This is a genomic window from Cedecea colo (assembly GCF_011808225.1).
Classification (GTDB): domain Bacteria; phylum Pseudomonadota; class Gammaproteobacteria; order Enterobacterales; family Enterobacteriaceae; genus Dryocola; species Dryocola colo.
In genome coordinates this window covers 235,929-255,646 of the sequence record NZ_SOYS01000006.1, presented here as the reverse complement: position 1 = coordinate 255,646, position 19,718 = coordinate 235,929, and the positions used below count along the sequence as shown (strand labels likewise).

Sequence of the window (19,718 nt, the reverse complement as noted above, 5' to 3'; positions counted from 1 at the left end):
AGCCACGAGTGGCAGTCGTTCCTGAAATCACATGGACTGGAGGGCAGTATGAGCCGTCGTGGTAACTGCCATGACAACGCAGTTGCAGAAAGTTTTTTCCAGCTACTGAAGCGTGAACGGATAAAGAAAAAGATCTACGGAACACGGGAAGAAGCCCGTAGTGATATTTTTGATTACATCGAAATGTTTTATAACAGCAAGCGTCGGCACGGTTCGAGTGATCAGATGCCACCGACGGAATATGAAAATCAATATTATCAACGGCTCAGAAGTGTCTAGATTATCCGTGGCGATTCAAATGCATTTGTAAGAGATACCATCAATAAAACTTTCTACGGTGCAGAGTTCAAACATTCTGAATGGTTCGCATTGTATAAGGATGATTGGGGCATTGATGACGGTACTTGGATAGATGATGTATACCGAGGATTGTTCAGGCTTCATCCCGGTACGGTCTCGAAAGGATGCATAACCATTGCTCACAATTCAGACTACGCACTAATCAGGAATGCGTTATTAAGGGAACCCCCCCAACCTGTGCCGTGTATGTGCTCACTAATGGCAAGAGGTTATATCGAGGTGGTAGCCAATGGCACAACTTGCCCTTAGTAAACCCCATTGGGTTAAAAGATGGGTTATACGCCTATCTAAAGTCCTCTTTTTCATTCTGCTGTTTGTCGCGGTAGGCCGCACTTTAGGAAATCCATATAACTGGCTTAACCATCCTCTTGCCGATAAGGTAGCCACTCTCATTTATGGTTATGGTCATGTTGGCGGGGAAGAGATAGACGACGCTTATTTTTACATTGATGTTCTGACAGTAATAGCGATTACAATCGTTATTTATTTGATAACAATGAAGTTAATTAGAAAAATCAGGAGTAAATAAAATGCCAATCCCCCCGTATCTATGGCTTAAAGATGATGGCGGCGCAGACATTAAAGGTTCTGTAGATGTTCAAGACCGTGAAGGAAGTATAGAAGTAATTGGAATGAGCCACGGAATCAATATTCCTGTAGACCCATCAAACGGCAAGATTACGGCTACCCGCTCACATTCCCCTTTCAGATTTGAAAAGGAAGTAGATAGCTCTACGCCTTGTTTGTACAAAGCAGCCGCAACGGGGCAGACCTTAAAGAGTGCTGAATTTAGGTTCTATCACATCAACGACGCAGGGCAAGAGGTTTGCTACTACACGGTAGTAATGGAGAATGTGAAGATCACTAGCGTGAATTGCAGTGTGCCTAACTGCAAGTTAGACGGCAACTCAAAGCTGAACCATGTAGAGAGTGTCAGTTTGCAATATGAAAAAATCACATGGCGCTATGTTGATGGTAACGTAATCTTCTCTGATGCGTGGAAAGAAAGACAATCCGCATAACACCAGAGGGGCCGCAACGGCCCCTTTACTTTTCGTTGTCCTCAGTGTTGAACGTGCGAGAGTATGGGCAGGATTGCGAGCGCGTCATCAGCGTAAACAGATAAATGCTGTTCTCATAGGTGCAAAGCCGTTTCCCGCCCTGTAACTCCTGTTCGCCAGGGTTGGACATAGTGATTTTGCTTGCATGGGCTACCAGCGGCAGCAGTGCCACAACACATAGTAAAAGCTTCTTCATCTCTGCCCCGTTGGGAGTCGTCTCAATCAATATGAATCGCCACGGACAAACGAGCAAATGTCGGGAAGCCTAACCAGATCGGGAAAGGATCAGGCTCTGCCGTGATGTTCACCGTGCCATAAACGAACGGTACTCGATAAAAGAGCGGTTAATTGAGATCGTTGATGATACGCCTACGGCGCTTTGTTGCTTGTAACCAATACGGCGCATTAGGGTAATGTTGTCAAAAATCAGGGAAAAAGAGCCAGCGTGAAAGCTGGCTATGCTCTTAGAATGGTGATGCGTTCAGGTATATCGTAGCTGAGTAGCTCGCCCCATTATTGAAGCGGTATACTTTCCCTTTCACGGTTAGATGAATAGCTCCGTTACTTATATCAACCTTAGTGCCTGCGTCAGACGTTGATAAAAAGGCATGGTACTTATCACCTATATCTTTTAGGAAATCGCGTCTGGTGACTGCTGACGGAACCAAATAGAACTGGTACACAAAACCTGTCGTAGCACCTGCGCTTCCCTCAGTGATGTATAAAGTTATTTGTGAGTTAACTTTCTCAACTTTGTAAACGGTCTGGTCGATAGGGGAGTGAAGCGCCTTCCACACGCCGTAGAAAGCAACGATGACCAAAAGCACCACAACCCACTTAAAAATCCGAACGTTTCGCATAATCTATCCCTGCCCTGATCCAAATCTGGTCTTCAGGATCGTCGCCGTAAGAATTAGGGCCTGGGTAATCCGCAAACTCAGGACGGCTTGTACCTACAAGAATTTGCGCAGCACCTGCACCACGAAGCAGGATCCGATCGGGGATACCCGCTGCCGCCCCACCATAATTGAAGTTTCCAAAGGCTGCGTACTTTCTACCACGCTGATTTTTGTAATCCCACGGCCCGTGGTTCCTTTTCCTGACCCGCATCATTGATTTTGTATCACTTGAATTCGGCTGACCTGAGGGTTTGACCAGTGGCAACGGCTTTGTAAAGATAGGGGCTGGAGCTATCAAACTCCTTTTGAATAATCACCGCGGAATGCTTACGTGTTCCGGTGATCTTTCCCGTCATTGGGTCTGTTGGAATGCTCAGGTTATGGGAGAATCCGTTGATCTCAATGCTGCCGTCACGATCCTGTACATCTACAGATCCTTTAATATTCGCGCCGCCGTCATCCCTGAGCCATAAATACGCTGGAATAGCCATTTTTCCTTTTTCCTTGTGTTGTTATAAAAATCCACAAGGAAAGTGTACGTATTCAAGATTGGTGAGTAAACGATCGGATGTAACAAAACCATTAATGTAAGTATGGTTAAAGTTTAAGTTAAGCAACGCTAAAGCAAAGGGGGCATTGCGCACCCTCGTATTAGCTCCTCAAAGCCTGTAGCCATATCACAAGCAAATGAAGCTGGCTTCCTGGCATCGCTGGTAAGGAGGTTGCTTAACCGTCCGTCATTTCATGTGCCGTCAGTCAGCCCCTGTTCCTGAGCCAGCTAGCTTAGGTTGTTTTCACGGATAGCCTTTAGCCCAGCAAGAGAGAAAAGTTTGAAATGCGCAGTGAGTGCCTTAGTTTGCATCGCGACAATTTCCTGCACGGGTCCAGGCATGCGATTGCCCGCCACTATCAGCATCACGCACGGTGCAACCACACTCAGCATACAGGGAAGCAGGCGGGGATCATCTTCTGAAATACCGGCGGCTTCACCCACGATCCTTCTCACTGACTGAATTTTTCGCGCTCCCTCAGCATTGATAAACTCGCCGAGTTGCGCTGAAGGAGACAATAGCTCACGCGCAAATACCCGACTGTGCCAGACTCCTGGGGTGGTCAGTTTTGTGAGAAACATTTCCAGAAAAATGCCCAGCTTATCTTCTGCAGACAGCTCTGACGCAGCGAGGCGGGCGAGTTGATCCGCGTCCAGATAATGATGGTGAGCCAGCGTCAGAACGGCGAAATATAGCCCGTCACGCCCACCAAAGTGATAGTTAATGGCGGCCAGATCGACACCGGCTTTTTTGGCAATCTCTTTGTTGGTGGTCTGCGCGAACCCTTTTTCTGCGATCAGCTCTCCTGCTGCTTCCAGGATGCTTTCCCGGGTGATATCCCCATCGCTTCGGCGTGCTCTGCTCATAGTCCACAACGTCCAGATAAGTTAATTCGGCAAGAAGGGGTTTATTATTGCACAGTTAAAGTTTAAATTTAATTTAAACTAAGCGTTTCAGGGAACATCAGGACATTTTTCTTATGAATAAAAAAATCATCGCCGGAGCTGGCGTAGTGGTGCTCATCATTGCTGCGCTAGCTTTTTGGCTGATTGGACGAAACGATGGAGATAAGAGTCAGCTTACGCTGCACGGTAACGTCGATATTCGCCAGGTTTCGCTGGCATTTGAAGACAGCGGCCGTATCAGCACGCTTACTGTCGATGAAGGCGATCGGGTTCACGCCGGACAGATTATTGCCACCCTGGATACCAAAGCGCTGAAAATTCAGGAGCAGCAGGCTCAGGCGCAGCTGGACGCCCAGAAGCAAACGGTGCGTGAACAGCAGACAGGGGCTCGTCCTGAAGAGCTGGCGCAGGCCCGGGCGCAATTGTCTTCGGCTCAGGCGCAGTTTCAGAAAGCGAGCGAGGACATAAGCCGTATTCAGCGCATCTCTGCCAGTACAGGCGGAAAGGGCGTTAGCAAGCAGGAGCTGGACATGGCTCGCAGCAATCTTCGTATTGCCCAGGCCAGCGTGAAAGAGCATCAGGCCAGCCTGACCCTGATGGAAAAAGGCGTGCGTTCTGAACAACGCGAAGCGTCAGTTGCGCAGGTTCGTGCTACAGAGGCACAGCTGGCATTGATGCAATACCATCTCGCACAGGCAGAATTACGCTCTCCCGTTGATGCCGTAGTCCGGGCGCGTCTTCAGGAACCCGGCGACATGACGGGCCCGCAAAAAGCGGTGTATACCCTGGCGCTTAGCCAGCCGAAATGGGTCCGCGTGTGGCTGAATGAAGGCGATTTGGGGCGGGTGAAATCGGGTATGGCAGCAAAAGTTTTGACTGATTCATTCCCGGATAAACCGGTAACGGGCAAAGTCGGGTTTATCTCTTCGGTGGCGGAATTCACACCGAAATCTGTCCAGACTGAAGATCTGCGAACGAATCTGGTGTTTGAAGTCCGCATTGTCGTCGACGATCCGGATAACGTTTTGCGCATGGGGCAACCCGCCACGGTGACCATCAATACTCAGTCAGAGAATCAGCGCAATGCCGGCAATTGATAATCAGGATGTCGTCATTGCCCGCGACCTGGTGCGTCTGTTTCCTGGCGTCACCAAAAATGCTCCCAAAACGCGAGCACTGGATGGCCTGACGCTCAATATTCGTGCCGGGGAGTTAACCGCGCTGGTTGGCCCCGATGGTGCAGGAAAAACTACCTTTCAGCGACTGATTGCCGGGCTCTATGAACCCAGCTCTGGCAGCCTGACCGTATTGGGCACAGATGTCACCGCCGATCCGCAGTCAGTGCAGAACCGCATCAGCTATATGCCGCAGCGCTTTGGGCTGTATGAGGATCTCAGCGTGCAGGAAAATCTCGATTTATACGCTGATTTGCATGGCGTTCCCGGGCAAGTCAGACAGGAACGCTTCGAACGCCTGCTGTCGATAACCGATTTGTCCCGTTTTACGGCGCGTCCGGCGGGAAAACTCTCTGGCGGTATGAAGCAAAAGCTGGGGCTGGCCTGCACGCTGGTGCGTTCCCCCGATCTACTGTTGCTTGATGAGCCGAGTGTTGGGGTCGATCCGCTCTCCCGTCGTGACCTGTGGAAAATCATTGAACAGCTGGTGCAGGATGAAAAACTGAGCGTGATCATCAGTACCGCCTACATGGACGAGGCCGAACGCTGCGCGCAAATTTATATCATGAATCAGGGCAAAATTCTGGCCGAGGGCAAACCTGAAATGCTGCGCCAGAAGGCCGCAGGCAGAACATGGCTGGCCGTGCCTCCGCAAGGCACCAAATCACGTATTTTACAGGCCCATCTGCTCGAAAAGCGCGACGCCATTGCTGACGCAGTACCCAAAGGCGATGCCGTACGCTTTATCTGCCTCTCTCCCGATGATAAAGCCACTCCGCATGAGGTGAACGCCACTCCCCGAGAGGCTGAGCTGGAAGATGGTTTCATGTTGCTGCTGCATCAGGCGCAACAGCATGATTCGGCGACCCCGACAGGGCCTGTCAAAGCGGAAATGGTCTCTGCACAAAACAGTCACAACGACGGAAACAAGCCTGTCATCGCCGTAAAAGATCTGGTGCGGAAGTTTGGTGATTTCACCGCGGTTGCTAATACCTCTTTTGACGTCAAACGCGGCGAAATCTTCGGCCTGTTAGGGCCGAATGGCGCAGGGAAAACGACCACGTTCCGAATGCTGTGCGGACTGTTGCCGGCCACCAGTGGGCAACTGGAAGTCGCCGGAATGAACCTGCGCACGGCCCGTGCAAAAGCGCGTGCCCATATTGGCTATGTCTCGCAGAAATTTGCTCTTTACGGCAACCTCAGCGTGCGGGACAACCTGACTTTTTTCGGCGGGGCATACGGTTTGTCCGGCGAAAAGTTGAACCGCCAGATCGAGGCTTCACTGAAGCAATTTGAGCTGAGCCCGGATGCCATTAGCGGCGAGCTGCCGGGAGGATTCAAGCAGCGTTTATCTATGGCGGTGGCCTTGCTGCATGAGCCGGAAATCGTTTTTCTCGATGAGCCAACAAGCGGTATCGATCCGCTGGCGCGCCGCCTGTTCTGGTACACCATTGGCGAGCTGGCGAATAAGGGCATTACCATTATCGTCACCACGCACTTTATGGAAGAGGCAGAATATTGCGACAGGATTGCGATTCAGGATGCCGGAAAGCTGCTGGCGCTGGGTACACCGAAAGAAGTCCGTCAGCTCGCAGGGCTGGATCATACCGCTGATATGAATACCGCCTTTATAGCCATCGTTGAAAATTCCCGGGCGCAGGCGACGAAAAAGGAGCACAGGGATGAATGACTCAACGTTCCTTCGACGTCTGGTCTCGCTGACTCGTAAAGAAACCCGTCAGCTGGTGCGCGATAAAAGCAACCTCGCGGTTGGATTTCTGCTGCCCATCGTTCTGATCCTGCTGTTTGGTTACGGCGTCTCATTTGACCTGAACATAGCGCGTGTCGCGGTGGTGCAGGAGCAGCATACCGCTCAGAGCCATCAGGTCATTACCGCATTGCAGGGCAGTCGTTATCTCTCCGTGCAGGAATATCCGAGTTTTGCGGCGGCGCAGGCTGCGCTTCAGAAGGATGAGACGGATGCCATTGTTCGCATTCCCCCCGACTATGCCGAAAATGCAGCGGCAGGAAATGATAAATTACAGGTACTACTCAATGGCGCCGTTACAAGCGTCGCTTCTGCGGCACAGAGCTATATCACCGGCGCACTGGGTGCGCAGGCGGCTATTGAATCTGACCGACAGAACCTCGCATCCACCACAGGCACGGTATCCATTGAGCAACGCATGTGGTTCAACGAAGCCGGTATCAGTACCTGGTTTATTGTGCCAGGGATCCTCGTGCTCATCCTGACGCTGATTGGGGCATTCCTTACCGGATTGCTGATTGCCCGTGAACGCGAAAGGGGAACGCTGGAAGCTTTGTTTATCACACCCGTTCGCCCGCTGGAACTGGTACTGGCCAAACTTATCCCGTATATGGTGATTGGTGCCGTCGACCTTATTATCTGCCTGCTTGCTGCGCATTACCTGTTTGCGATTCCGATCAGAGGCTCTCTCTTCGCCATTATCACATCCTCAATGCTCTATCTGCTGGTCTCGCTGGGGATGGGGCTTACCATATCGGGCTTCGCGCCAGGTCAGTTTTTGGCGAGTCAGATTGCGCTGATCGCGAGCTTTATGCCTGCGATGATGCTTTCCGGTTTCGTGTTTGATATCCGCAACTTACCGATAATCGTTCAGGTTGTCAGCCAGATTTTACCCGCCACCCACTTCATGTCGCTTATCAAGACGCTGTTTCTTGGTGGCGACGACTGGCCGATGTTTTTCCGCCAGTGCGGCATCCTGCTGCTCTATGCGGCTGTCCTGATTAACGCCTCACGGCTTTCCCTTCGCAAACGGCTGAGGTAGCGCATGATAACTGAACTCCAGCGATGGCTGCGGCACATCAGCTTTCTGATAAGAAAAGAAATTCTGGCCATCGTTAAAGAACCCGCCAACCGGGTTATCCTGATTGCTCCCGTGCTGATGCAGGCATTACTGTTTGGCTACGCGGCCACCTACGATGTTAACCACGTTGATTATGCCGTACTGGATCAAAGCCGTGGTCAGGCCTCAACGCAAATTATCTCGCATCTGGATGGAACAGGCGTATTTAACCGGACCGCCACGCTGACCTCGGCGTCGCAAATTCAGCAGGTAGTGATGGACGGGAAGGCCCTGATGGTGCTGACATTTCCGCCTGATTTTGAAAGTAAGCTCAACCGGGGGCAGACATCGCCGTTGCAGGTGATCCTTGATGGCCGTAACTCCTCTACCGCAGGTGCGGCGGCGGGATACATCAGCGCGGTGGTGACTGACTTTAACCAGCGCAGAGCAGGCAATATTTCACCGATAAATGTGGAAGTTCGCGCCTGGTATAACCCGAACCTTGAGTCGCGATGGGGGCTGATGCCCACGCTGATTGCGGCAATCAGTATGATGCAGACGCTGCTGTTATCGGCCCTTTCGGTCGCCAGAGAGCGAGAGCAGGGAACCTTCGATCAACTTCTGGTCACACCTTTTACGCCCATGCAGCTGCTGATTGGCAAAGCTATTCCACCGGTATTGGTTGGGCTGGTGCAGTCGACAATCATCCTGCTGGTGATTTTATTCTGGTTCCAGATCCCGATGAACGGGTCATTGCTTCTTCTCTATTTCGGGCTGCTTAGTTTCAACGTTGCCGCGGTCGGCCTTGGGCTATCGATTTCAGCCGTTTCAATCAACATGCAGCAGGCCATGCTGTACACCTTCTTACTCATTATGCCGCTCATGTTGCTTTCCGGTTTGCTGACGCCTGTACAAACCATGCCGGCGGTGCTTGATACCCTGACATATGCTAACCCACTGCGTTTTGCCATTGACCTTGTGCGGCGGGTTTATCTCGAAGGTGCCGGGTTTAGCGACGTCGCTTTTGATTTTATTCCCATGATAGCCATGACGATCGTTACGATGCCGCTGGCAGCATGGCTGTTTCGCAACCGACTTTACTGATGCAGGAATCCAGATGAATAAGCGTTTTCCCCTTTTCAATCGTCAGGCATTATCCGTGCTGGCGGCAATGACTGCCCTCACACTCATCAGTGGTTGCACCGTTGGTCCGGATTTCAAAAAACCAAAGGCCGATGCGCCGACCGACTGGACAACCTGGCGCAGCGGTGATGCCGCGTTGCATGCGTTACCGGGCGGCAGCGTTGTTTCAGATAACCAGTGGTGGAAACGCTATAACGATCCTGTGCTTGACGCTCTGGTAGAGAAAGCCTTAGCGGCGAGTCCGGATATCCGCACCGCGACATTGCGGTTTGCCGGTGCCCGTGCGCAGCAGCAGATAACCGCTTCGCAGCAAACGCCAACGGTGAACGCCACCGGCAGCGTCACCCGGATCCAGCAAAGCGAGAACAGCCCCTCGACGCGTGCCATGAAAGAAGCGCTGCCCAATCCGGATGAGCTTCTACAGCTGATGGCTGCGCCGTCGAACTGGTATCAGAGCGGGCTGGATTTCTCATGGGAGATAGATCTGTGGGGACATGTCCGCCGCGCAATAGAAGCATCTGATGCCGATGTCGAGTCCCGGCAAGCAATGCTGGAGCTGGCCAGGCTGAGTATCGTCGGCGATGTGGTGAATAACTACTACAGCCTGCGTGGCATTCAGCAACAAATCGTGCTCGCAAAACAGGATGAAAAAGCGCTGGATGAACGCCTTTCTCTGATTCAGGCGCGAACAGTAGGCGGAGCGCTGGATGAGACCAGCCAGGAAAGGCAACGCAGCGAACTGGCCGCCACCAGGGCGAACCTGATCGACCTTCAGGCGCAGGAAGGTGCGGCAATGAACCAGCTCCTTTTGCTGTTGGACGAACGTCCTGGCGCCCTGCAACAACAGCTGCAATATCAACCAGACAGCCTGAAATCAGGCAATTTGCCACCATTGCGACTGGGTATTCCATCCGAGGTAGCGCGCAACCGGCCTGACATCCGGGCGGCAGAAGCGAAGCTGCATTCGGCAACGGCACGCATCGGCGTCGCTCAGGCTGAGCTTTATCCGAGCATCACGCTGGGCGCACGCATTGGTATGGATACTTACAGCGCGGATAACTTCACCGAATGGGGAAGCCGTAGCTGGTCAGTGGGGCCGAGTCTGAATCTGCCACTGTTTGACCGTGGCCGTCGTAAAGCGACGGTGGTCTTGCGGGAAACCGATCGGCAGCAGGCGGCGGTCGATTATCACAAAACCGTCCTGAAAGCGTGGCAGGAAATCGATGATGCATTAAGCCGTTATGCTGCGGCTCAGCAAAAACTCAGCGAGCAGCAGGTCCGCGCGGACAGTGCCGGGCAGGCTCTGGCACTGATCCAGGCGCGCTATGATGGTGGGCTCAGCAATTTTATCGATGTGCTGGATGCGCAACGCAGCAATATCCAGGCGAGGCAGGCGCTGGCCATAAGCCAACGTGACGTCATGTCCTCATGGGCAGCGGTGAATCGTGCGGTGGGCAACTATCCGCGCTGAATAATTTAAGGAAAAATAAAGTAATTTTTGGTTAAGCATATTCTGGCACTGTTCAAGCTGGCGACAATCGGCGTGCTTACCGGCACGCTGAGTTAATCAAGGGGGAACAAACAGGTCATGCACTACCGCTTTTTACCTGTAGTTTAACCCGTCATTATTAATACTATTCTTTACAGCCGCCTCTTCTTTATCTCCTGTGATTAGATATATCTAATCACAGACAGTCGAATTTAATCCTCTCGCTAAAATATTCCATGGCTAAAATTTCTCATTAACCTGTTGATTAAATAGCTATTTATCATTTTTTATATCATCCTTGCCTGCAAACCCCATTTCTGTGAGCCAGCTATGAATTTTGCGAAACTCTCCTCGTGCAACATAGACATATCTGTAATTGAGATATATCTATATTAGGCGAGAGCGTAATTTCACCAGCACAGCGGGTATTCAACCACGGGAGCAGCGTATGGATTTGGGAATCAGAGGAAAAAAGGCCTTTATCTGCGGATCTTCTCAGGGGCTGGGGCTGGCCTGCGCCCGCTCGCTCGCCGCGGAAGGCGTCAATATTACGCTGAACGGCCGTTATAAAGAGAAGCTTGCCGATACGGTTAACACGCTTCGGGAAACATTTCCTGAAGTGGAGATAAGCGCAATCGCCGCCGATCTCACTCAGGCGCAGGGACGAGAGCTGATCCTGGCGACGCTTCCGCAGATCGATATTTTAGTCACCAATAATGCCGGCCCGGCGCCGGGTGCGCTGGATGAATGGGATGAAGCTGCATTACTCGCCGCGATGAACGCCAACTTTATCCCGGCGGTACAGCTTATCCGCGGCTGGCTGCCGGGCATGCAGTCGCGCCGCTTTGGCCGAATCATCAATATCACCTCGGCGATGGTCAAATCACCACATTACATGATGGGGCTTTCCACCTCTGCGCGTACCGCCCTGACGGCGATGTGTAAAGCGATTAGCCGCGAAGTTGCCGCCGACAACGTAACGATTAACAACCTGCTGCCTGAACGGATAGACACGCCGCGCCAGGAATTTATGTTGCGAAGGTTGATGGCGAAAGAGGGCATCGACAGGCATGAAGCCCGGCGGCGTAATGCTATGAGCATTGCGGCTAAACGTTATGGTCTGCCGGAGGAATTTGGCGCCGCCTGCGCCTTTCTGGCAAGCCAGCAAGCCGGGTTTATTTCAGGCCAGAATTTGCAGTTAGACGGTGGTTCCTACGAGGGGCTTATCTGAATGTCTATTTCGCAAACCCTGAACGAAACCCTGCAACAGCTACAGGCTTTTGAACAGCGCAGGCAGCAGGCAATGATCGAAGCTGACCTCGACGTGCTGTCGCAGCTACTGGCTGATGAGCTCGTTCATGTTCACAGCACCGGCTTGGTGCATAACAAACAGCAGCTACTTGAACACGTGCGGCGTATGGGTGGGTTCGTGGCGATTGAGCGTGATGAACCAGCGATTCAGATACAAGGAGATATCGCCATCATGACCGGCTATACGCGCAATACCGTGCGTTCGCTGGAGAACGGCCTGGTTATGGTTCGTGAGGGATTCTCAACTTTGTTATTACGGCATGATGCTGCCGGCTGGCGCATTTTGCTTTCACAGCTCACGCCATGTCAGCGGTGAAAATCGACTCACTTTCTCAGGAAATCATCATGAAACTTGCACGTTTTACAGAGAATGGCCGTACCCGCCTTGGAAAAGTTGAAGGGGATCGCGTTATCTGCCTCGGGGAAATTACCGGCGGTCGTGATTCGATGCGCTGGCTGCTAAACCAGTTACCTGCATTGCGCGGCGAGCTGGAAGCAGCCACCGGCCCGGTTTATTCACTCTCATCGATAAAATTAGAAGCGCCAGTTGCGGATCCGCAGAAATTCCTCGGCATCGGAATGAATTACCGAAAACATGCCGAGGAAGCCAGGCTCGCAGGGATCCCCATTCCGGAAAGCCAGATGTGGTTTAACAAGCAGGTTTCCTGCATTACCGGGCCGTTTGATGAAGTCGTCAAACCACGCGTTAGCGAGAAGATGGATTATGAAGTCGAGCTGGGCGTGGTTATCGGCAAGCGTTGTCGCCACGTCAGCGCCAAAGATGCCGCCTCGGTGATTGCGGGATATTTGATAGTCAACGATGTCTCGGCCCGCGACTGGTTGCATAAGTCGCCGACGTTTACCCTCGGTAAATCTTTCGACACCCATGGCCCTGTTGGTCCGTGGCTGACAACCGCGGATGAAATTAGCGATCCGCTTGATTTGCAACTGTCGCTGTTCGTTAACGGCGAGCGCCGCCAGCACGCCAGCACTGGCGATATGATTTACAACATCTACCAACAGATAGAATACCTCTCAACGGTGATGACGCTGGAAGCCGGAGACATTCTTGCCACGGGTACGCCTTCTGGTATTGGTGCGGCGAGCGGAACATTTCTTAAGGCAGGGGATGTTATGCGCCTGGAAATCACCGCCCTCGGGATGATTGAAAATCGCGTGGCAGCTGAATAATTTCGCTTATTAAGAGCCAATCATTAAATGAGGAATATTATGGCTAGCCAGAATTTTCGTGACTACTTACTTCCTGCCGATGCGCCACGAATCGCCGCAGCACGCGGCGTGACGCCAGCAGCCTATGCTCAGCGAATGCTGGCAACGGAAAAGGCTCAGAATTTAAAGGCACACTGGCAGGCATTACTCGATGAAGAATTCCGTGGCATTACCGCTCAGGGAGAAATTCAGCAAGGATTATTTCCCTTACAGGATGAAGGATTTGCGGTGGAATATGCGGTTGCTGCCGCGAAGGATTTATTAGGAACCTTAAGCGAGACACAGCGCAAGCGAGTATGCCATGATATTGATGCTCAACAATGGCGAGCCTGGTATAACCCGGAAATTCCGTTTAATGATTTTGGCGTGCGTCTGGAAGATACTCAAATATCAACCCGCGAGGCTTTCTGGGAGTTATTACGTAGCTGTACCAGCCCCGTGGGTTTTGATAAAGTTCGCCAGTTGATGGATGCCAATCATTTTTTAGGCGAGCTTTACGATCTTAATAATGTCATGAATCGCTGGAGTTTTCATTTCATGATGTTCGGCACGCCTTCGCTAACCGCGCCGTGGGGCTGGAATATCTACGGGCATCATGTGGCATTTTGTTGTTTTATCATTGGTCGGCAGTTAGTCATCGCGCCTACATTTATGGGGGTTGAACCAAATATTATCGACCGCGGTAATAGCAGTGATTGCATATTATTTACCGAAGAGGAACGTCTTGGCCTGGAATTAATGCAATCATTATCTCAGGAGCAACAACAGAGGGCGACGATTTATTCGCTAATGGAAGATCCTTTGATGCCGCCAGAACGCTTTAATTTTGCCGATCAACGTCATCTGGCTGGCGCATTTCAGGATAACCGGGTTATCCCGCTCGAAGGTATTAGCGCAGCAGAGTTCAACGCCGAGCAGCAAGATAAGCTGCTAAAAACCATTGAGGCGTTTATTAACTTCCTGCCCGATGGCCCGCGGCATGCACGCATGAAGCTGGTTGAACAATATTTGGATGAGACCTGGTGGAACTGGATTGGCGGTTGCGGTGACGATGATGTGTATTATTACCGAATCCAGAGTCCGGTTATTTTACTGGAATTTGATCATCATAGTGGGATGTGGCTGACTAATGAGGAACCAGCAAAATTCCATATTCATACCATTACGCGTATTCCCAACGGCAATGATTATGGAAAAGCCTTACTCTCTTTTTGGAAGAAATAAGTTAATTTTATTTTTGCAGTAAATTATGTCGTAACGGGTGAGGTTTTTCACCTTTATAAATGCACAGATAATTAATCTGGTAATGATTAATCGCCAGAGGGATTGCTGTGAAATAAGAAATACCAGAGCAATTTGAACATTTTATCCGACTTCACCCTCAGCGAGGTTACCAGATAATGGACGTTAAATTAACATCCAGGACTGCAGCGTTAATGCTTTATTCTCTGCCGCTGTTTTCCAGTTCAGCTTTTGCACAGGCGCCGTCATCATCGGAGGCCTCTTTGTTGGAAAAAAATCGGAGCGCTTCCAGTAGCGCGCCATCCGTTAATTCATTCAGCGACTGGTTATACCAGGGCGAATTATTTGGCGAATTGAAAAGCATGGCCTTTTTTAAAGAGTTTGCTGGCGTGGTGGAGAATAAAAATACGTTCTCCGCAGGCGGCGATTTACAATATCGCAGCGCAGATTTCCATGGCCTCAGTTTTGGTCTTGGTGCCTATTCCGCATTCGACCTGGGAATTAATTCCAATAACCCGGATAAGACCGAACGCTACGTGCCTGCGGACAGCGTCAATGTTTTGGGCAAGGCCTATTTGCGCTATCAAGGATACGGTTTAGATTTACGCGGCGGGCGTATGGGGCTGGACACGCCGTTTGCCAATGAAGGAGTAGGGCGCACGATGATCCCGGCCCTATATGAAGGTGCTGGCGGAACCTATGCCCTGACTGACGATGGAAATCTCAAACTTAACGGCTACCGGATTTTCAGGTTCAAACCGTACAGTTCTGATACTTTTTATAAAGGCGATGCGGGCGCGCCGGAAGTCGATGAAACCAATCTCCCGTCGACGGATACCAACGGTTTCACCACGCTGGGGCTGCGCTACGGAAAACTATACGGCGCAAGGGCAGAAGCCTGGTATTACGATTTTGATAAGCGCGCACAGCTTGCCTATGGCGGCTTTGAGCTGCCGATTCAAAGCCTGCGCTTTGGCGAGTGGACACCGTTCTGGGGCGGACAATATGCCCGTGAGTGGGATGCTTCCAACCAGGTTTATCCCTATCACGATATTGATACCAACCTATACTCGGCGCGACTCGGCGTGCGTTCCCGCAAGCACAGCTTCTACGTAGCGGCAACCCAGGTGCCGAAGAAAGAAGGTGCATTCCTCAACGGCGCTTTTTTCGCGCCGTACAGCTACGGGATCTATGATTCGTCGCCGCTGGATGTCGGCCAGCCGCTATCCTCAATGATAACCGCAAACCAGCCGGGCAACGCGTATGTTGCGCGTTATAGTTACCACACCGATAAGGCGCTGGCCGTTCTGGGCTATACCCGTCTGGATCTGGATGATTCGCCAGGCATTCATTATGCGCTGCCGGCAAAAGACGTGAATGCCGGATTTATGATCCTCGGCTATAACCTGACGGAGCGTCTGCATGTGGAACTGGAGCTGGATTATATTGCTACCCCGACGAAAGCTACCGGCGACTATCACGCAGAGCGTCTGAGGGTGGTTTATCACTTCGGGAAAATGATGCCTGATTACGAATATTGATTAAGCAATACGGGTGTTGCGCTACAGGCGCTCGCCCTTTGTGATTGAACGATAAACGGTGAGATAAATGGCAAGACGAGAAAGTATTTATATCGCGGCGTTCCCTCATGCGAATCCGATTCCGGCAGCTTGCCGGGTGGATAATATGCTTTATTCAGGGGTGATTTACGGACGCGATCCGCAGACACAGCAGGTTCCTGCGGGTATTGAGCGGCAATGTGTTCTGATGTTTGACCATGTGCGGGCCATTGTCGAGTCCGCGGGAGGAACGATGGCAGACGTTATTAAGATGACGCTTTGGATGCAGGATAAATCGCAGCGGGAAGTGGTAAATCGCTACTGGGAAGAGGCGTTTCCCGATGCCGCTTCACGTCCGGCTCGTCATGCGCTTGACGGAAGTTTTAGCGGCAATACGTTGATCCAATGTGATTTTGTTGCAGTGCTGGCTCGCTAAATCCAGGTAAAAGCGTGGCCGGATATTTGTGAGATATGAATAAAGTTCCGATATATTGTATCCTCAGCTATTCGGGTGACTGCATCCCTTTATGTCCCTGATTTGATGTTTGGTGGCTAATATGGAGGATAAACAATTGACCAAAGATTCAAAAGAATCCGTCTCAACGTTTGAAGTTGATCGGCTCAATGAAGCGCAGGTAACAAATAAAGCGGGCCGACGTGGGCGCGTGTTTGACTACGGTGAGCTGCGTCTGCTGCTGTTGATGATGCTGGCGAAACAACCCAGCCATGGTTATGAGCTGATTCACGAAATTAAAGCCCATTTTGAAGGACTTTATAAGCCTAGCCCGGGCGTTATTTATCCGGCTCTCACCTGGCTCTACGACCGCAGCTATACGCGGATTGAGCTGGAGAAGGGCGGACGTAAATGCTACTCAATTACCGAAGAAGGAGAGGCTTTTCTTACCGCAAATCAGGCGATAGTCGACAAGCTAATGTCGCGTAAGCCTTCAAAAAACAAAGGGAAATCTCCTGAGCTGCTCGTTGAAGCCATGTCCCATCTGAAAAACTCTCTTAGTTTACGCATTAAACGCGAACCGGTGGGCGATGAGACGATTGCACACATGGCCGCCATTATTCATTCGGCCGCTGACCAACTGGAAGCTTTGCTGACTCAGTTACCGGCGCCTGAAAATGCCCTGCAAAGCGTTGCCAGAATAACAACGCCGAATGCGGCTCGTTTTTTGCGCCGTCTGTGTACCCACTTTAAGCACCGCACGGCGGTGATTGCCGATGAAACCAGCGGCCAGTTTCGCCTGAGTATCGGCGAGGTGAAAATACGCCTGGAAGACGATGCATTGGTTGTCACGGTGACCGCAGACGCTCGCGAAAAACTGTCCGAGCTTGAGCAGATAATAGAACGCCATCTGGAAGAAGCCGCAGTGCGCGAAACCCTCCGTTTCGACTGGCTGAAAAGTTAAATTCTGCGGCCATCCAAATGGCAAGTTTAGCCTTCATTCTGAAGGCCTGGCAGGGTGAATTTATTTGCCAGCCCAATGCTTAAATTCTGCCGCCAGGGCGCTGGAGGCTTTAACCAACAGACCTACATCGCTGCCCACCGCGACAAAGGTTGCGCCAGCTTCTAAATAACGGACACAAAGATGGGGATCGGCACTGAGGATCCCGGCGGCTTTACCATGAGAGCGAATGCGCGCTAACGCCTCCATTACCACTCGCTGTACCTCAGATGCGCCAGGCTGACCGAGATAGCCCATATCGGCCGCCAAATCTGCCGGCCCAATAAAAATCCCGTCCACATGCTCAAGTTTTGCGATAGCGTCCAGTTGTTCAATACCGGCACGGCTCTCAATTTGCAGCAGCAGGCAAATTTGTTCGTTAGCGGTTTGCAGATAGTCGGGGGTGCGATTAAAACCGGATGCCCGAGCTAATGCCGCACCCACACCGCGAATGCCTTCTGGCGGGTAGCGTACCGCGCGTATCATTTCCTGAGCCTGTTCCACGCTTTCAATCATTGGGATCAATATCGTCTGGGCACCGATATCCAGCAACTGCTTGATGAGTGCCGGAGAATCGACCGGAGGGCGTACTACCGCGTGAGACGAAGAAGACGAAAGCACCTGTAACTGATTCATTAATATAGGCACATCGTTGGGCGCGTGTTCGCCGTCAAGCAACACCCAGTCAAATCCAGCGCCGGCGCAAATCTCAGCGCTATACGGATTTGCCAGCGCAAGCCACAGCCCAATCTGCGGCAGGTTTTCTTTTAAGGCGAGTTTAAAGCGATTAATCGGGGCAGGCATAAATCCTCCTATTCAAAAAAACAGCTGACGGTTCCGTGAGGACCAAAATCAGCGCTCAGAGTGTCACCGTGGCGCGCTTCTATGGGACGAATAAACGATCCTGCTAACACTACCTGTCCCGCTTCTATGCTGTCGCCATATTGCGCTAAGCGCCTGACCAGCCAGACAATGCCGCGAGCAGGATGATTTAGCACGCCCGCTCCAAGCCCGGTTTCCTCAACGAGGCCATTACGCGAGACGATGGCGCCCATCCAGCGCATGTCCACCGCATCCGGTTTAAAAACCTGTCCGCCAAGCACGATGCCAGCGTTAGCTGCGTTATCCGAAACGGTGTCGATAATGGTACGCGCGTACCCGGTGACAGGGTCTTTGCGTACAATTCGCGTATCGAGAATTTCCAGCGCCGGGGCGATGTAGTCTGTGGCATTCATGACATCGGCTATGGTGATATCAGGGCCTTTCAGCGGCGCTTTCATCACAAAAGCAATTTCAGCCTCAATGCGCGGCTGGATAAAGCGATCTGCGGGAATGCTGGCGCCATCTTCAAACACCATATCGTCGAACAGCACGCCAGAATCCGGCGTAGCAATATTCAGCGCGTATTGCATCGCTTTTGACGTCAGACCGATTTTCCAGCCAATCACGCGGCGTCCATTGGCGATTTTTTGTTTTACCCATGCGCTTTGAATCGCATAGGCATCTTCCAGCGTCATTTCCGGCAGGGCTTGCGAGAGCAAACCTGTCTGCTGGCGGCTTATCTCAGCCTGAGAAAGCGCTTCGACAGCGCTGAGGATTTGGGCAGAATTCAGCATGGCGGCACCTCTGCACGTACCCTGTTGCGCAGAATGCCCAACCCTTCCGCTTCGACTTCCACAACGTCACCGGCTTTAAGCCAAACCGGAGGGTTCAGCCGTGCGCCCGCGCCGGTGGGCGTTCCGGTAATAATGATGTCGCCGGGATAAAGGGTGGTAAACGTCGACAGGTATTCGATAATCCACGCGAAAGAGAAATTCATGTGCGAGGTACGGTCATCCTGGCGAATTTCACCGTTAACGCGAGTCACTAAACGAATATCTTCCAGCTGCTCCGCGCTTTGCAACGGGACAAGCCATGGGCCCATTGCGCCAGATTGTTCAAAGTTTTTACCCTGCGTGACGTTAAATTTAGAATGGCGAACCCAGTCGCGCACCGTGCCCTCATTACACAGCGTCAGAGCGGCGATATGAGACAGGGCATTTTCAGGGGCAATGCGGCGGCCGCCCTTACCTATCACGATGGCAATTTCTCCTTCGTAGTCGAGCTGTTCGCTTTCCGGCGGCAGCAGAATCGGTTGCTCATGGCCAGTCAATGAATTGGGGAAACGGACAAAGAGCGAAGGGTATAGCGCGGCAGGCTGCCCATCTTTATATTCGGCGTTCCGGTCGGGATAATTAACGCCAATGCAGATGATTTTCCCCGGATTCTGGATGGGCAACTTGAAAGTAATTTCGCTAAGGTTATGATCTGCCGGCGTTTCGCCGTATTCCTGCGCCAGCATTAACAATGCACCATCCTGAATTACCGCCTTTAAATCGGGCCAGCGATCGCCCGTACGGCGGGAGAGGTTAATCACCCCTTGTCCGTTTATCAGGCCGTACTCGCTTTGTTGCCCGTCATTTCGGCTAAAGGTCACAAATTGGGGCTGTTTCATGTTCAGTTTCTCTCCTG

Annotated in this window: 22 protein-coding genes and 2 pseudogenes; 16 read left to right on the top strand and 8 right to left on the bottom strand. The window is 51.7% G+C overall.

What is annotated here, in order from left to right; all coding sequences use genetic code 11:
- From E2L00_RS14610 to E2L00_RS14595, 4 genes and pseudogenes are all read left to right on the top strand, one after another.
- Nucleotides 1–279 (top strand): IS3 family transposase (locus E2L00_RS14610; protein ID WP_167609717.1); only part of this gene is annotated, 279 nt, incomplete at its 5' end.
- Nucleotides 280–300: 21 nt separating this feature from the next.
- Nucleotides 301–609, top strand: a pseudogene (locus tag E2L00_RS14605) (tlde1 domain-containing protein); the annotation flags it as partial.
- Entirely contained in the window at nucleotides 590–889 is a 300-nt protein-coding gene (locus E2L00_RS14600; protein ID WP_167612830.1) for a hypothetical protein, read from the top strand. The pseudogene E2L00_RS14605 and the gene E2L00_RS14600, both read left to right, overlap by 20 nt.
- Nucleotide 890: 1 nt before the next feature.
- The gene (locus tag E2L00_RS14595) at nucleotides 891–1,382 is read left to right on the top strand and encodes an Hcp family type VI secretion system effector (RefSeq protein ID WP_167612828.1); all 492 of its coding nucleotides are present in this window, start codon (nucleotides 891–893) and stop codon (nucleotides 1,380–1,382) included.
- Between the two features lie 25 nt (nucleotides 1,383–1,407).
- On the opposite strand, the gene E2L00_RS14590 is transcribed toward E2L00_RS14595, so the two are convergent.
- The 5 genes and pseudogenes from E2L00_RS14590 to E2L00_RS21810 all read right to left on the bottom strand — a co-directional run bounded on the left by E2L00_RS14590 (nucleotide 1,408) and on the right by E2L00_RS21810 (nucleotide 3,737).
- Nucleotides 1,408–1,617 carry a hypothetical protein gene (locus E2L00_RS14590; protein ID WP_167612826.1) on the bottom strand — a complete coding sequence of 70 codons (210 nt, stop codon included), beginning with the start codon at nucleotides 1,615–1,617 and terminating at the stop codon, nucleotides 1,408–1,410.
- 268 nt (nucleotides 1,618–1,885) lie between these two features.
- Nucleotides 1,886–2,281, bottom strand: coding sequence for a hypothetical protein (locus E2L00_RS14585; protein ID WP_167612824.1), 396 nt, complete (start codon nucleotides 2,279–2,281; stop codon nucleotides 1,886–1,888).
- Entirely contained in the window at nucleotides 2,259–2,531 is a 273-nt protein-coding gene (locus E2L00_RS14580) for a polymorphic toxin type 44 domain-containing protein (protein ID WP_236127763.1), read from the bottom strand. The genes E2L00_RS14585 and E2L00_RS14580 overlap by 23 nt, the downstream gene beginning before the upstream one ends.
- Before the next feature lie 16 nt (nucleotides 2,532–2,547).
- A pseudogene (locus E2L00_RS14575) lies at nucleotides 2,548–2,811 on the bottom strand (Hcp family type VI secretion system effector); the annotation flags it as partial.
- 287 nt (nucleotides 2,812–3,098) lie between these two features.
- Nucleotides 3,099–3,737: a TetR/AcrR family transcriptional regulator gene (locus E2L00_RS21810; protein ID WP_167612820.1), complete on the bottom strand. Its 639-nt coding sequence runs from the start codon at nucleotides 3,735–3,737 to the stop codon at nucleotides 3,099–3,101.
- A 113-nt stretch (nucleotides 3,738–3,850) separates the two neighbouring features.
- Between E2L00_RS21810 and E2L00_RS14565 the strand changes: the two genes are divergently transcribed.
- From E2L00_RS14565 to E2L00_RS14510, 12 genes are all read left to right on the top strand, one after another.
- Nucleotides 3,851–4,873, top strand: a complete 1,023-nt coding sequence (locus tag E2L00_RS14565; RefSeq protein WP_167612818.1) for an HlyD family secretion protein — start codon at nucleotides 3,851–3,853, stop codon at nucleotides 4,871–4,873.
- Nucleotides 4,860–6,641, top strand: a complete 1,782-nt coding sequence (locus E2L00_RS14560) for an ATP-binding cassette domain-containing protein (RefSeq protein WP_167612816.1) — start codon at nucleotides 4,860–4,862, stop codon at nucleotides 6,639–6,641. The genes E2L00_RS14565 and E2L00_RS14560 overlap by 14 nt, the downstream gene beginning before the upstream one ends.
- A complete protein-coding gene (locus tag E2L00_RS14555; RefSeq protein WP_167612814.1) occupies nucleotides 6,634–7,761 on the top strand; it encodes an ABC transporter permease in 1,128 nt (375 codons plus the stop codon). The genes E2L00_RS14560 and E2L00_RS14555 overlap by 8 nt, the downstream gene beginning before the upstream one ends.
- Before the next feature lie 3 nt (nucleotides 7,762–7,764).
- A complete protein-coding gene (locus tag E2L00_RS14550; protein WP_167612812.1) occupies nucleotides 7,765–8,883 on the top strand; it encodes an ABC transporter permease in 1,119 nt (372 codons plus the stop codon).
- 13 nt (nucleotides 8,884–8,896) lie between these two features.
- Nucleotides 8,897–10,393, top strand: a complete 1,497-nt coding sequence (locus tag E2L00_RS14545) for an efflux transporter outer membrane subunit (RefSeq protein ID WP_167612810.1) — start codon at nucleotides 8,897–8,899, stop codon at nucleotides 10,391–10,393.
- Nucleotides 10,394–10,859: 466 nt separating this feature from the next.
- Nucleotides 10,860–11,642: an SDR family NAD(P)-dependent oxidoreductase gene (locus E2L00_RS14540; RefSeq protein ID WP_167612808.1), complete on the top strand. Its 783-nt coding sequence runs from the start codon at nucleotides 10,860–10,862 to the stop codon at nucleotides 11,640–11,642.
- Nucleotides 11,643–12,038, top strand: a complete 396-nt coding sequence (locus E2L00_RS14535) for a nuclear transport factor 2 family protein (protein WP_236127755.1) — start codon at nucleotides 11,643–11,645, stop codon at nucleotides 12,036–12,038.
- Nucleotides 12,039–12,067: 29 nt separating this feature from the next.
- Complete coding sequence (locus E2L00_RS14530) at nucleotides 12,068–12,913, top strand: fumarylacetoacetate hydrolase family protein (protein ID WP_167612806.1); 846 nt, start codon at nucleotides 12,068–12,070, stop codon at nucleotides 12,911–12,913.
- 39 nt (nucleotides 12,914–12,952) lie between these two features.
- The gene (locus tag E2L00_RS14525) at nucleotides 12,953–14,176 is read left to right on the top strand and encodes a DUF3500 domain-containing protein (RefSeq protein WP_167612804.1); all 1,224 of its coding nucleotides are present in this window, start codon (nucleotides 12,953–12,955) and stop codon (nucleotides 14,174–14,176) included.
- A 284-nt stretch (nucleotides 14,177–14,460) separates the two neighbouring features.
- Entirely contained in the window at nucleotides 14,461–15,735 is a 1,275-nt protein-coding gene (locus tag E2L00_RS14520; protein WP_167612802.1) for a hypothetical protein, read from the top strand.
- Nucleotides 15,736–15,802: 67 nt separating this feature from the next.
- The gene (locus E2L00_RS14515; RefSeq protein ID WP_167612800.1) at nucleotides 15,803–16,189 is read left to right on the top strand and encodes a RidA family protein; all 387 of its coding nucleotides are present in this window, start codon (nucleotides 15,803–15,805) and stop codon (nucleotides 16,187–16,189) included.
- Nucleotides 16,190–16,325: 136 nt separating this feature from the next.
- Entirely contained in the window at nucleotides 16,326–17,171 is an 846-nt protein-coding gene (locus E2L00_RS14510; RefSeq protein ID WP_236127754.1) for a DUF2218 domain-containing protein, read from the top strand.
- Nucleotides 17,172–17,231: 60 nt separating this feature from the next.
- Here the strand turns inward: E2L00_RS14510 and hpaI are convergent, their stop codons facing one another.
- The 3 genes from hpaI to E2L00_RS14495 are packed head-to-tail and all read right to left on the bottom strand — an operon-like array spanning nucleotide 17,232 to nucleotide 19,701.
- A complete protein-coding gene (gene hpaI, locus E2L00_RS14505) occupies nucleotides 17,232–18,011 on the bottom strand; it encodes a 4-hydroxy-2-oxoheptanedioate aldolase (RefSeq protein ID WP_167612796.1) in 780 nt (259 codons plus the stop codon).
- Nucleotides 18,012–18,019: 8 nt separating this feature from the next.
- Nucleotides 18,020–18,823: a 2-oxo-hept-4-ene-1,7-dioate hydratase gene (gene hpaH / locus E2L00_RS14500; RefSeq protein ID WP_167612794.1), complete on the bottom strand. Its 804-nt coding sequence runs from the start codon at nucleotides 18,821–18,823 to the stop codon at nucleotides 18,020–18,022.
- Nucleotides 18,817–19,701, bottom strand: coding sequence for a fumarylacetoacetate hydrolase family protein (locus E2L00_RS14495; RefSeq protein WP_167612792.1), 885 nt, complete (start codon nucleotides 19,699–19,701; stop codon nucleotides 18,817–18,819). Before E2L00_RS14495 ends, hpaH begins: the two co-directional genes overlap by 7 nt.
- Nucleotides 19,702–19,718 lie beyond the last annotated feature (17 nt).